Here is a 13661-nt window from a genome sequence, read left to right on the forward strand (position 1 = left end):
CACGCCCGCGTACGAGCACAACCAGCTACCACCTTTCGCAAGGAGACCCCTTGGCCCCGCAGAACGACGGCGCCTCCGGCAAGGAGACCCCGGCACGCGTCCGCGTCATCCGTGACGGATTGGCGGCGCACCTGCCCGACATCGACCCGGAGGAGACCGCCGAATGGCTGGACTCCTTCGACGAGGCGCTGGCCAGGGGTGGTCAGCAGCGCGCCCGGTACCTGATGCTGCGCATCCTCGAGCGGGCCAGGGAGCGCCACGTCGGCGTCCCGGCGCTGACGTCGACGGACTACGTCAACACCATCCCCACCGAGAACGAACCCTGGTTCCCCGGTGACGAGGAGATCGAGCGCCGGTACCGCGCCTACATCCGGTGGAACGCCGCGATCATGGTGCACCGCGCGCAGCGTCCCGGCGTCGGCGTCGGCGGGCACATCTCGACCTACGGCTCGTCCGCGGCGCTGTACGAAGTGGGCTTCAACCACTTCTTCCGCGGCAAGGACCACTCGGGCGGCGGCGACCAGATCTTCATCCAGGGGCACGCCTCCCCCGGCATCTACGCCCGCGCGTTCCTCGAGGGCAGGCTGACCGAGAACCAGCTGGACGGCTTCCGCCAGGAGTTCTCGCACGCCGGCGAGGGCGGCGGCCTGCCGTCGTACCCGCACCCCCGGCTGATGCCGGAGTTCTGGGAGAACCCGACCGTGTCCATGGGCCTCGGCCCGATGAACGCGATCTACCAGGCGCGCTTCAACCGCTACCTGCGCGACCGCGGCATCAAGGACACCAGCGACCAGCACGTCTGGGCGTTCCTCGGCGACGGCGAGATGGACGAGCCGGAATCGCGCGGCCTCATCCACGTCGCCGCCGGCGAGGGCCTCGACAACCTGACCTTCGTGATCAACTGCAACCTGCAGCGGCTCGACGGCCCGGTGCGCGGTAACGGCAAGATCATCCAGGAGCTGGAGTCGTACTTCCGCGGCGCGGGCTGGAACGTCATCAAGGTCATCTGGGGCCGCGAGTGGGACTCGCTGCTGCACGCCGACCGTGACGGCGCGCTGGTCAACCTGATGAACACCACGCCGGACGGCGATTTCCAGACCTACAAGGCCAACGACGGCGCCTTCGTCCGCGAGCACTTCTTCGGCCGCGACCCGCGGACCAAGGAACTGGTCAAGGACCTCACCGACGCCGACGTCTGGAACCTCAAGCGCGGCGGGCACGACTACCGCAAGGTCTACGCGGCCTACAAGTCGTCGCTGGAGCACCACGGCCAGCCGACGGTGATCCTGGCCCACACCATCAAGGGTTACGGCCTCGGTCCGTCCTTCGAGGGCCGCAACGCCACGCACCAGATGAAGAAGCTCACCCTGGACGACCTCAAGCTGTTCCGGGACGCCCAGCGCATCCCGATCAGCGACGAGGAGCTCGAGCGCGACCCGAAGCTGCCGCCGTACTACCACCCGGGCAAGGAATCGGCGGAGATCGAGTACATGATCGGCCGCCGGAAGGCGCTCGGCGGGTTCCTGCCGGAGCGCCGCCCGAAGGCCTCGAAGGCGCTCGTGCTGCCCGGCGACAAGGTCTACGAAGGCATCCGCAAGGGCTCGGGCAAGCAGGAGGTCGCCACCACGATGGCGTTCGTCCGGCTCGTCCGCGAGCTGGCGAAGGACTCCGAGATCGGCAAGAGGATCGTCCCGATCATCCCGGACGAGGCGCGCACCTTCGGTCTCGACTCGATGTTCCCGACGGCCAAGATCTACAACCCGCACGGCCAGACGTACACCTCGGTCGACGCGAGCCTGATGCTGGCCTACAAGGAGTCCGAAAAGGGCGTCATCCTGCACGAGGGCATCAACGAGGCGGGCTCGACCGCGTCGTTCACCGCCGTCGGCACCTCGTACGCCACGCACGGCGAGCCGATGATCCCGATCTACATCTTCTACTCGATGTTCGGGTTCCAGCGGACCGGTGACGGCCTCTACGCGGCGGCGGACCAGATGGCCCGCGGGTTCGTCCTCGGCGCCACCGCCGGACGCACCACGCTGACCGGTGAGGGCCTGCAGCACGCCGACGGGCACTCGCTGCTGCTGGCCGCGACCAACCCGGCCGTCGTGGCCTACGACGCGGCGTGGTCGTTCGAGATCGCCCACATCGTGCGGGACGGGCTGCGCCGGATGTACGGCGAGACCGGGCCGGACGGCAACGGCGAGAACATTTTCTACTACATGACGATCTACAACGAGCCCTACCAGCAGCCCGCCGAGCCCGAGAACCTCGACGTCGACGGCCTGCTCAAGGGTCTCTACAAGTACGCCGACGCGCCGTCGGGCGACGGCCCGGAGGCGCAGATCCTGGTCTCCGGTGTCACCATGCCGGACGCGCTCCGGGCCCAGCAGATGCTGGCCGAGGAGTGGGGCGTACGCGCGGCCGTGTGGTCGGCCACGTCGTGGACCGAGCTGCGGCGCGAGGCCGTCGAGGCCGACCACGACAACCTGCTCCACCCGGGCGACTCGCCGCGTGTGCCGTACGTCACGCAGAAGCTGTCCGGCGCGAACGGGCCGGTGGTCGCGGTTTCGGACTGGATGCGCGCCGTGCCGGACCTCATCCGCCCCTGGGTGCCGAACGACATGCTGACGCTGGGCACCGACGGGTTCGGGTTCTCCGACACCCGTCCGGCCGCCCGGCGGAAGTTCCTGGTCGACGCCCAGTCGATCGTGGTCGGCACGCTGAGCGCGCTCGCCAAGCGCGGCGAGTTCGACCAGGCGAAGGTGGCCGAGGCGGCGCGGAAGTACCGTCTCGACGACGTCGCCGCCGCGGGTCCGCAGCTGTCGGACTCCGGTAGCGCCTAGCACTGCCATGAACGGTCCGTTCCTTGCGAAATTTGCAAGGAACGGACCGTTCATTGCGTCCGGGACCAGACGGGCTAGGGTGAGACATCGGATGTTTGCGGAAAGGGTGAGCGAGTGTGACCAAGCGTCGACTGCCGAAGCCGAGTGAGCTGAAGCAGATCCTGCGGCCGAAGCCGATCGTGCTCAACCCGACCGACCGGCGGCTGGCGGGCGCGCACACGATCGCCGACCTGCGGATGCTCGCCCGCAAGCGCACGCCGCGAGCGGCGTTCGACTACACCGACGGCGCCGCGGAGCTGGAGGACAGCCTCCGCCGCGCCCGGCAGGCTTTCCGCAGCGTGGAATTCCACCCGAACGTCCTGCGCGGCGTGTCCGATGTGGACACGGGCAAGGAGATCCTCGGCAAACGTTCGGAGCTGCCGTTCGCCTTCGCGCCGACCGGGTTCACCCGCATGATGAACCACGAGGGCGAGTCCGCGGTGGCCCGCGTCGCCCAGCGCAACGGCATCCCGATGGGGCTGTCGACGATGGCGACGACGTCGATCGAAGACCTCGCCGCGGCCGCCCCGGAGGCTCGCAAGTGGTTCCAGCTCTACGTCTGGCGTGACCACTCAGCGGGCGAAGATCTGATGAATCGGGCCTGGGCCGCCGGATTCGACACGCTCATGCTGACGGTCGACACCCCGGTCGCGGGCGCGCGGCTGCGCGACGTCCGCAACGGGCTGACCATCCCGCCCGCGCTCACCCTCAAGACCTTCGTCGACGGCGCGATGCATCCGGCGTGGTGGTTCAACCTGCTGACCACCGAGCCGCTGACCTTCGCGTCGCTGAGCCAGTTCGACGGCACCGTCGCCGAGCTGCTCAACCAGCTCTTCGACCCGACCCTGAACTTCGACGACCTCGACTGGGTCCGCCAGACTTGGCCGGGCAAGCTCGTGGTGAAGGGGATCCAGAACGTCGACGACGCGCGTGACGTGGTCAAGCACGGCGCCGACGCGGTGCTGCTGTCCAACCACGGCGGCCGCCAGCTCGACCGCGCGCCGACGCCGATCGAGCTGCTGCCCGCGGTGCTCGACGAGATCCAGGGCGACGCGGAGGTGTGGGTCGACACCGGCATCCTCTCCGGCGGCGACATCGTGGCCGCGATCGCACGCGGCGCGGACGCGGTGCTCATCGGGCGCGCGTTCCTCTACGGCCTGATGGCGGGCGGCGAGCGCGGAGTTCAGCGGTGCGTGGACATCCTGCGCGCCGAAATGACCCGGACGATGCAGCTGCTGGGTGTCCGCACCCTCGCCGACCTCAAGCCCTCCCACGCCACCATGCGCTGACCCCGGCCCGCGTTTCGTCCTCAAGTTGCGGTAGTTGGCGTCGCGAACTACCGCAACTAGAGGACGAAACGCGGGGGGTCAGCGGGTCGCGGCGGAAAGTCCGGCCGGGGCGGTGCGGACCTGCTTCGCGGTGCGGTTCCAGCTCCACCAGCCGTGCACGACCAGCCCGGCGAACACGATGTACACCGCCGCCGAGAAGTACAGGCCCGACGAGAGCTGCAGCGGTACGCCGATCGCGTCGACGACCAGCCACACCAGCCAGAACTCGACGAGCCCCGCGCCCTGCGCGGCGAAGGCGACCAGCGTCCCGACGAAGATCGCGGCGTCCGGCCACGGCGCCCACGAGGCGTTCAGCGCGTCGAGGACCAGCGCCATCGCGGTGGCGCCGATCGCGAACGCGCCGATCATCGCCAGACGCTCGCGGAGCGTGCCCTTGCGGACGACGACGCCGTAGACCGGGTCGCTGCGGCGGGACCAGGCCCACCAGCCGTAGATCGAGATGACGAGGATCGCGATCTGCCTGGTCGCGAGCCCGCCGAGATGCGCGGAGAGGTAGACCGAGAACAGCAGCACGGTGGCGCCGACCTGCACCGGCCACGTCCACAACGTGCGGCGTTGCGCCAGGAAGACCACGGCCAGCGCGAAGATCTGCCCCGCCAGCTCGGCGAAGGAAATCCACTGTCCGAGCACCGTGACACCGTTGTGCAGCAGGAAGTCCACGTCCGCACCCCTCTCCGTCTACCGCTCCAACATGCTCCGTACCGACGCCATTCCCTAGGGAGTGTGAGGTGCGGAACAGCCAGGTGGCTCGAGAGACGCTAAAGGGCCCTCCGCCGCGTGTTCCGCGGCGACGGGCCCTTCGACTCCACGCGGGCCCGGTGCCTTCCTCGATCACCGGGCCCGCGCGGATGCTCAGGAATCTACGCGACCGATGCCCACGGGCGAAGTCGGCGGCTCCGAACGGACCTCCTGCTTGCCATCGCCGGCCTCCAGCTGGCCCTGCAGGTTGGCCAGCCAGCCCTGCCAGCGGTCCTGCGCCGGCTTGATCAGGCCGCCGCCGAAGCCGACGACGATCACGCCGCCGATGGTGGCGAGCACGGTGATCAGGACCGGTCCGGTGATCGCGGTCGCGATGTTCACCTGGCCGAGCGCGGCGATGATGCCGAACGCCATGATCATCCAGTAGGCGATCGTGCCGAGCAGCCGGCCGGCCGGGCGGGTGGACAGCGCCCCAGTCACCAGGTCGCGGACGACCTTCGCGACGGCGGCCGCGACGATCACCAGCACCAGCGCCACCAGGATCCGCGGCAGGAACGCGATGATGTCGTTGAGCAGCGCGCTGACCGGGTTGCTCTCACCGAATACGCCGAACGCGAGCTGCAACGCGATCAGGAGAATGAAGTAGTACACGAGTTTGACGAGGATCCCGCCCGCGTCGACATTCGCCTGTTTGAGCGTTCCGGTGAGCCCGGTCTTCTCGATGAGCTTGCCGAAACCGATCTTCGACAGAACCAGACCCAATGCCTTCGACACGGCTTTCGCGATCAGCCAGCCGATCAGCAGGATGATCAGGAAACCGAGCAATTTCGGCACGAAGGTGGCGACAAGGTTCCATGCTTGTCCCAGACCGTCTTTCAGCTGCTCGCCCACGGCGAACTCCCTCCTCTGCGCATCCGCGACCTACCCGGTGCGGCTTGCGAGGGATCGTTGATCACCAGCCCCGTACCGGCAACTCGGCGCCCCACGATCGAGTGAGTGAGCTAGCGGGAAAAGATCGACAAGTCCCATACTTGTTCCACCGGTGGGGACCGGGGAGACGAGGCCGTCCGGCGCAGCGAAAAACGCTAGCGCCGGGCGGCCTCGAGTTTTATGCGAATACCTTTCGTTATTCGTCGCCGATGACTGTCCACTTCGGACTCGGGCACCGAAAGGCCGCAGGATGACGGCGACCTTTGCCCGGCGGACTAGGATCGGCTGACCATGGCTGATGCGACCTCCGGACGGCGTGTGCCCAAGCACCACGGGCTGTCCGCCAAGACTCTCCGGCGACTCGAACACGCCTCCGGCCGGCTCGCGAGCGCGAGTGTGGCGGTGATGGAGGAGCGGCTGAGCTGGTTCGCCCGGCTCCCCGCCGACCAGCGCGCGAGCGTCCTGCTGATCACCCAGGCGGGTGCCGCCGGTTTCGTCGACTGGCTCCGCGACGCGAAGGAGGCCCTCTCCCTCACCACCGAAGCCTTCCGCGAAGCACCCGCCGAGCTTTCCCGTTGGGTGAGCCTCCGGCAGGCGGTCGGCATGGTGCGGCTGGCGATCGAGGTGTTCGAGGAGCAACTGCCCGAATTCGCCGCGAACGAGGCGGAACGCGCCGCGCTGATCGAGGGGATCCTGCGCTACGGCAGGGAGATCGCCTTCGCCGCCGCGAACTCCTACGCGGCCGCCGCCGAGGCGCGAGGCGCGTGGGACGCGCGGCTGGAGGCGCTGGTCGTCGACGGCATCGTCCGTGGCGACGCCGAGGAAGCAGTGCTCTCCCGAGCCGCCGCGCTCGGCTGGGATCCGGCCGCGCCCGCCACCGCACTGGTCGGCACCCCGACGTCGGACGACCCGCCCGCCGTCGTGTTCGAAGTGCGCAGCCGCGCCGCGCGGGTCGGGCGCCCGGTGCTGCTTTCGGTACAGGGCTCGCGGCTGGTCGTGGTCGTGGCCGGGCCCACCGACGGCAGCGTCAAGGACCGCGAGATCCTCACCAAGCTTTCGGTCGCCTTCGCCGAGGGCCCGGTGGTCGCCGGGCCGACGGTGCCCACGCTCGCCGAAGCCCACCACAGCGCGACGGAGGCGCTTTCCGGGCTGCGCGCCGTCGTCGGCTGGCCCGGCGCGCCGCGGCCCGCGAGGTCGATCGACCTGCTGCCGGAACGAGCCTTGTCCGGCGACCCCGAGGCCGAACGCCTGCTCGTCGAGCAGATCGCGCGTCCGCTGGAGGAAGCCGGCCCGGCCCTGCTGCGGACGGTGGAGACCTATCTCGACAGCGGCGGCGTCCTGGAGACCTGCGCGCGGACGCTGTTCGTGCATCCGAACACCGTCCGGTACCGGCTGCGGAAGGCGGCCGAACTCACCGGCCGTCACGCCGCCGAATCGCGTGACGCCTGGGTGCTGAAGGTGGCGCTGACCGTCGGGCGGCTCGCACGGGCCCGCGGTCTCTGGTGACCAACGCGGGACGTGCCGGCGATTCGGACCACTTCGGCCGAGGTGTGTCGCGCGTGCTCCGGTTGGTAACTCTGCGCAGTGACGGAGTTCATAGGGAAAGCTGGTTGAACCCGACAAGGCTTTTGGGTTAAGCGCGGAGATCAGGAAGGCGCTTTTGGAGGGTTCCGACAATTACGTCGGCCGGACTTGGTGAGCGTCGGCATCCCGACCATGGTGGCCGAGAGTGTTCTCTAAGGGGGTGACAGTTGCAGTCCTCGCCCCCGGCCAGGGTTCCCAAGCCCCCGGCATGCTCACCCCTTGGCTCGAGCTCGACGGCGCCCGCGCGCGCGTCGAAGCCTGGTCCGAGCGGGCCGGTCTCGACCTCGTCCGCCTCGGCACCGAGGCGGACGCCGAAGAGATCCAGGACACCGCGATCACGCAGCCGCTGATCGTGGCGCTGTCACTGCTGGCGTTCGAACACCTTCAGCGTGAGGCCCCGGTCGCCGCGGACGCGCCGGTCGCCGGTCACTCCGTCGGCGAGCTGGCGGCCGCCGCCGTCGCCGGGGTGCTGAGCCCCGAAGACGCCGTCGCACTGGCCGCGGTCCGCGGCGCGGAAATGGCGAAGGCGTGCGCACTGGAGCCCACCAGCATGGCCGCGGTCATGCTCGGCGACCCGGAGCAGGTCGTCGCGTGGCTCGAAGGCCACGGTCTCGCCGCGGCGAACCGCAACGGCGCGGGCCAGATCGTCGCCTCCGGCGCCGCCGACGCGATCGAGAAGATCGTGGCCGAGCCGCTGGAGGGCACGAAGGTCCGCGCGCTCAAGGTCGCGGGCGCGTTCCACACCCCCTACATGGCACCCGCGCGTGACGCGCTGGCCACCCACGCTGAGAAGATCACCCTGGCGGATCCGACGCGTCCGCTGCTGTCGAACGCCGACGGCCAGGTCGTCACCAGCGGGGCCGAGTACCTCGACCGGCTGGTCAAGCAGGTCACGAACCCGGTTCGCTGGGACCTGACCATGGACGGTCTGGTCTCCGCGGGTGTCACCTCGACGCTCGAACTTCCGCCGGCGGGCACGCTGACCGGGCTGGTCAAGCGGCAGCTCAAGGGAACCGTGACCACCACGATCGCTCTGAAGACGCCGGCCGAGCTGGCGAAGCTTCAGGGGCAGGAGGACGCTTCGTGACCGACCGATCCACTTTGCGGCAGGCGCCGGGCGCCGCCGGGACCCGCATCCTCGGTGTCGGGAGCTTCCAGCCTGAGAAGATCGTGACCAACGACGATCTCTCGAAGATCATGGACACCAACGACCAGTGGATCCGCGAGCGGGTCGGCATCATCGAGCGCCGGTTCGCCGAGAAGGACGAGTCGCTGGTCGACATGGCGGTCAAGGCGGGTACCGCCGCGCTGGCCGACGCCGGCGTGGACCCGTCCGAAGTGGACACTGTCATCCTCCCGAACTGCACGATGCCCACCCAGATCCCGAACGCCGCCGCGCAGGTGGCCGACCGGATCGGCATCACGCATCCGGCCGCGTTCGACCTCAACGCCGCCTGCGCCGGGTTCTGCTACGGCATCGGCGTCGCCTCGGACCTGATCCGCGCGGGCAGCGCGAAGAAGGCGCTTGTCATCGGCGCCGAGAAGCTCACCGACCACGTCGACCCGGTCGACCGCGCGAACGCGATCATCTTCGCCGACGGCGCGGGCGCCGCGGTGGTCGGCGCGGCCGACACCCCGCAGATCGGCCCGGTCGCGTGGGGCAGTGCGGGCGAGCACGTCGACCTGATCTACATGCGCGACGACAAGTGGATCTATCAGGAGGGCCAGTCGGTCTTCCGCTGGGCGACCACGCAGATCGCGCCGATCGCCTTGCGGGCGCTGGAGCTCGCCGGGCTCGAACCGTCCGATGTGGACGTGCTGATCCCGCACCAGGCCAACCTGCGCATCGTCGAGGCCATCGCCAAGAAGCTGCGCGCCAAGGGCGCCCGCGAGGACATGGTCGTGGCCGACGACATCAAGTACTCGGGCAACACCTCGTCCGCGTCGATTCCGTTGGCGCTGGACCACATGCGCAAGGCCGGGACCGTCAAGACGGGCGACGTCGTGCTCGCCGTGGGCTTCGGGGCCGGACTCTCCTACGCGGGCCAGGCCTTCGTCTGCCCGTGATGAATACTTCCCCCGCGGGCACCGTGTCCGCGGGGCAGCCGAAAGCATCACCGAGAAGGGAACAACCAGTGGCAGACAACGCAGAGATCCTCGCCGGCCTCGCCGAGATCGTCGAAGAGGTCGCCGGTGTGGCGCAGGACGACGTGACCGCCGAGAAGTCCTTCGTGGACGACCTCGACATCGACTCGCTGTCCATGGTGGAGATCGCTGTCCAGGCCGAGGACAAGTTCGGTGTCAAGATCCCGGACGACGAGCTGGCGAACCTGAAGACCGTTGGCGACGCGGTGAACTACGTGTCGGCCAACTCCAAGTAAGTCCGACTTCTTGATTGGCGCCGACCTTGGGGAGACTCCAATGAGCAACATCGACGTCGTGATCACCGGGATGGGCGCGACCACGCCGCTCGGCGGGGACGTCGCGTCCACGTGGGACGGCCTGCTCGCCGGGGCGAGCGGGATCCGCCGTATCGAAGCCGACTGGGTCGACGAACTCGAACTGCCGGTGAAGATCGGCGCCATGCTCGCCGTCGACCCGTCCGAAGTCCTGCCGCGGGTCCAGGCCCGGCGGCTGGACCGCTGTGAACAGGTGGCGCTCATCGCCGCCCGGCAGGCTTGGGCGGACGCGGGCTTCGAGCAGCCGACCGACGAGCATCAGGATGTGGAACCCGAGCGCCTCGGGGTGACCATCGGTACCGGTGTCGGCGGTCCGGTCACCCTGATCTCCCAGAACGATCTTCTGCACAAGCAGGGACTCCGCAAGGTCTCCCCGCTGACCGTGCCGATGCTGATGCCGAACGGCCCCGCCGCGCACGTCGGGATCGACCTGAAGGCGCGTGCCGGTGTGCACTCGCCCGCGTCGGCCTGCGCGTCGGGCGCGGAAGGGATCGCCGCGGGCTACGAGATGATCCGCTCGGGCCGGGCCGACGTCGTGGTCGCCGGTGGTGCCGAATCGTGCATCCACCCGATCACCCTCGCCGGTTTCGCCCAGGCGCGGACGGTGTCCACCCGCAACGACGACCCGACGAAGGCGTCCAGGCCGTTCGACGTGAACCGTGACGGTTTCGTCCTCGGCGAGGGCTCCGGTGTCGTGATTCTCGAGCGGGCGGACCGCGCCAAGGCCCGCAACGCGCGGATCTACGCGCAGCTGAGCGGGTACGGGATCACTTCGGACGCGTACCACATCACGGGCAACCACCCGGAGGGCATCGGCCAGATCACCGCCATGCGGCAGGCGATGACGATGGCCGGGGTCTCCCCCGCCGACGTCGGCCACGTCAACGCGCACGCGACCTCGACGGTCGTCGGTGACGTCGGCGAGGCCGCGGCGATCCGCAAGGCCGTCGGCGAGCACGTCGTGGTGACCGCGCCCAAGGGCGCGCTCGGCCACCTGGTCGGCGGTGCGGGCGCGGTCGAGGGCATCGCCACGATCCTGGCGATCTACCACGGGCTCATCCCGGCGACGCTGAACCTCGAAGACCTGGACCCGAAGGTGCAGCTCGACGTCGTCTCCGGTGAGGCTCGCAAGGTGGAGCTGGGCGCGGCGATCAGCAACTCGTTCGGCTTCGGCGGGCACAACACCGCGCTGCTGTTCACCCCGGCGGCCTGATTTCAGTACGTGAAGGCCCCCTTCACTGCGTCTAGCGCAGTGAAGGGGGCCTTCACGTACTTCGGGCGCGCTGCGGCAGGTGCCCACGTGCTATGAACGGTCCGTTCCTTGCAAAATTTGCAAGGAACGGACCGTTCATGGCGCGCGGAGGGGGCGAAGCGGCTCAGGCGTCCTGGCGTTTGACCAGATGCCGCCCGGCCCACCAGGCGATCTCCACCAGCACGATCCCCACCGCGGCGCAGGCGAACGCCGACAGCGTGTACGCGCTCACGCTCGGGTCCAGCGCGAAGAACTTCTGCGTGAACGGGATCAGGAACAACGCGAGCGTCAGCACGACCATCCCGCCGATCAGCAGGATCTTCCACCACCGGTACGGCCGCGCGACGATCCCGAGCACCCACAGCGCGATCGTGATGAGCGTGATCAGCGCGGTCGTCCCCGCCTGGATCTTGTCCAGTTCGGACTGTCCGGATCCCTTGTACACCAGCAGGTAGCTCACGAACGTCGCGGTGGCGATGACCAGCCCGGCCGGGACGGCCATCCGCATCACCCGCCCGACGAAGCCGGTGCGGGCGCGTTCGTTGTTCGGCGCCAGCGAGAGCACGAAGGCGGGCAGGCCGATCGTGAACCACGCGGTGATCGTGATGTGCCGCGGCAGGAACGGGAACGGCACCTGCGCGATACCGACCATCAGCGCCAGCAGTACCGAGTAGACCGTCTTGGTGAGGAACAGGTTCGAGACGCGCTCGATGTTGCCGATCACCCGCCGGCCCTCGGCGACGACGTGCGGCAGGGTGGCGAACTTGTCGTCCAGCAGCACGATCTGCGCGACCGCGCGCGTGGCCGGGCTGCCGGCGCCCATGGCGACACCGATGTCCGCGTCCTTCAGCGCGAGGACGTCGTTCACGCCGTCGCCGGTCATCGCGACGGTGTGCCCCTTCGACTGCAGGGCACCGACCATCGCGCGTTTCTGCAACGGCGTCACGCGGCCGAAGACCGCGCGATCCTCGACGGTGTCGGCCAGCTTCTCCGCGTCGTCGGGCAGCTTCCGCGCGTCGATCGGCTTGTCCGCGCCCGGCAGGTCCAGGGTGCCCGCGACCGCGCCCACCGAAATGGCGTTGTCACCGGAGATGACCTTGACCGCGACGTCCTGATGGGCGAAGAAGTCCAGCGTGTCCTTCGCGTCCGGGCGGACCTTCTGCTCCAGCACCACCAGCGCGACCGGTTCGATCTCGCCGGGTCCTTCGGCCGCGTCGACGGCCCGCTCGGCACGGCCCAGCAGCAGGACTCGCAGCCCGCGCGAACCGATCTTCTCGGCCTCGGCCCGGTGTTCGCCCTCGGGAAGCAGGACGTCGGCCGCGCCGAGCACCCAGTCACCGTTGCCGTCGAACGCCGCGCCGCTCCACTTGCGCGCCGAGGAGAACGGCATGGTCGTGGAGACCCGCCAGCCCGGATCGGTCCGGTGCGCCTCGGCGATCGCCTGAAGGCTCGCGTTCGGGCGCGGATCGGCGGCGGCGAGCGCGGCGAGCACGTCGTCCACGGGATGGCCCGGCGTGATCTCCCGGACCTCGGAAAGCCGCATCGCGTTCTCGGTGAGCGTGCCGGTCTTGTCCGCGCACACCACGTCGACCCTGGCGAGCCCCTCGATCGCCGGGAGTTCCTGCACCAGGCACTGGCGCTTGCCCAGCCGGATGACCCCGACCGCCAGCGCGACACTGGTCATCAGCACCAGGCCCTCGGGCACCATCGGCACGAGCGCCGCGACCATGCCGCGCAGCGCGTCCGGCCACGCCTGGTCGCCCGCGAGCTGGTTGTAGATCGTCAGCGCGCCGGCCGGGATGAGCAGGTACGTGATGAACTTGAGGATCTTGTCGATGCCCTGGCGCAGTTCCGACTTCACCAGGGTGAACTTGCTGGCCTCCGCGGCCAGCTTCGCCGCGTAGGACTCGTCGCCGATGATGTCCGCGCGGTAGGTGCCGCTGCCGGCGACGACGAAGCTGCCGGACAGCACCTTGTCGCCGGGTTGCTTGACCACCGGATCGGATTCACCGGTCAGCAGCGATTCGTCGACCTCCAGCGCGTCGGCCGTCAGCGCCGGGCCGTCGACGACGATCTTGTCGCCGGGCCCCAGCTCGACGAGGTCACCGAGGACGACGTCCTCCGGGGCGATCTCGGCGCTCTGCCCGTCACGGCGGACGGTGGGCTTCGCCTGCCCGACGATCGCGAGCCGCTCCAGTGTCCGTTTCGCCCGGAGTTCCTGGATGATGCCGACCGCGCTGTTGACGATGATCAGCCCGCCGAACAACCCGTCGATGAAGTAGCCCGTCGACAGGATGAGCACGAACAGCACGCCGTAGATCGCGTTGATCCGGGTGAAGACGTTCGCCCGGATGATTTCGCCGGTCGTCCGGCTGGTCTTCGTCGAGACCGCGTTGGTCTGGCCCGCGGCCACCCGCTGGGCGACCTCTTCGCTGGTGAGCCCCCTCGAGGCGTCGGTCAGCAGGGCCGGCTGATCTATTGCCATGCCCGCGACTCTATTCCG

The 13661-nt window shown here is 69.2% G+C and carries 10 protein-coding genes; 7 read left to right on the forward strand and 3 right to left on the reverse strand.

The genetic code is table 11. From position 1 onward, the window contains the following. Positions 1-50 precede the first annotated feature (50 nt). Together aceE and ACOCEP_RS00155 are read left to right on the forward strand one after the other, a co-directional pair. The gene (gene aceE, locus ACOCEP_RS00150) at positions 51-2846 is read left to right on the forward strand and encodes a pyruvate dehydrogenase (acetyl-transferring), homodimeric type (protein ID WP_482335169.1); all 2796 of its coding nucleotides are present in this window, start codon (positions 51-53) and stop codon (positions 2844-2846) included. 116 nt (positions 2847-2962) lie between these two features. Next, the gene (locus ACOCEP_RS00155; protein WP_482335170.1) at positions 2963-4174 is read left to right on the forward strand and encodes an alpha-hydroxy acid oxidase; all 1212 of its coding nucleotides are present in this window, start codon (positions 2963-2965) and stop codon (positions 4172-4174) included. A 78-nt stretch (positions 4175-4252) separates the two neighbouring features. On the opposite strand, the gene ACOCEP_RS00160 is transcribed toward ACOCEP_RS00155, so the two are convergent. Both ACOCEP_RS00160 and ACOCEP_RS00165 read right to left on the reverse strand, forming a co-directional pair. Further along, a complete protein-coding gene (locus ACOCEP_RS00160; protein ID WP_482335171.1) occupies positions 4253-4894 on the reverse strand; it encodes a nicotinamide mononucleotide transporter family protein in 642 nt (213 codons plus the stop codon). Between the two features lie 192 nt (positions 4895-5086). Then, positions 5087-5824: a mechanosensitive ion channel family protein gene (locus ACOCEP_RS00165; RefSeq protein WP_482335172.1), complete on the reverse strand. Its 738-nt coding sequence runs from the start codon at positions 5822-5824 to the stop codon at positions 5087-5089. Positions 5825-6154: 330 nt separating this feature from the next. Between ACOCEP_RS00165 and ACOCEP_RS00170 the strand changes: the two genes are divergently transcribed. The 5 genes from ACOCEP_RS00170 to ACOCEP_RS00190 all read left to right on the forward strand — a co-directional run bounded on the left by ACOCEP_RS00170 (position 6155) and on the right by ACOCEP_RS00190 (position 11119). After that, positions 6155-7369: a PucR family transcriptional regulator gene (locus tag ACOCEP_RS00170; RefSeq protein ID WP_005164946.1), complete on the forward strand. Its 1215-nt coding sequence runs from the start codon at positions 6155-6157 to the stop codon at positions 7367-7369. A gap of 238 nt (positions 7370-7607) precedes the next feature. After that, on the forward strand, positions 7608-8534 hold the full coding sequence (locus tag ACOCEP_RS00175; RefSeq protein ID WP_482335173.1) for an ACP S-malonyltransferase: 927 nt from the start codon (positions 7608-7610) through the stop codon (positions 8532-8534). Continuing rightward, positions 8531-9514, forward strand: coding sequence for a beta-ketoacyl-ACP synthase III (locus tag ACOCEP_RS00180; protein ID WP_482335174.1), 984 nt, complete (start codon positions 8531-8533; stop codon positions 9512-9514). Before ACOCEP_RS00175 ends, ACOCEP_RS00180 begins: the two co-directional genes overlap by 4 nt. Before the next feature lie 68 nt (positions 9515-9582). After that, complete coding sequence (locus ACOCEP_RS00185; protein WP_004559006.1) at positions 9583-9828, forward strand: acyl carrier protein; 246 nt, start codon at positions 9583-9585, stop codon at positions 9826-9828. 40 nt (positions 9829-9868) lie between these two features. Continuing rightward, positions 9869-11119: a beta-ketoacyl-[acyl-carrier-protein] synthase family protein gene (locus ACOCEP_RS00190; RefSeq protein WP_482335175.1), complete on the forward strand. Its 1251-nt coding sequence runs from the start codon at positions 9869-9871 to the stop codon at positions 11117-11119. 163 nt (positions 11120-11282) lie between these two features. Here the strand turns inward: ACOCEP_RS00190 and ACOCEP_RS00195 are convergent, their stop codons facing one another. Beyond that, the gene (locus ACOCEP_RS00195) at positions 11283-13643 is read right to left on the reverse strand and encodes a cation-translocating P-type ATPase (protein WP_482335176.1); all 2361 of its coding nucleotides are present in this window, start codon (positions 13641-13643) and stop codon (positions 11283-11285) included. Positions 13644-13661: the final 18 nt, after the last annotated feature.

It is taken from the genome of Amycolatopsis sp. CA-211722 (assembly GCF_056828465.1).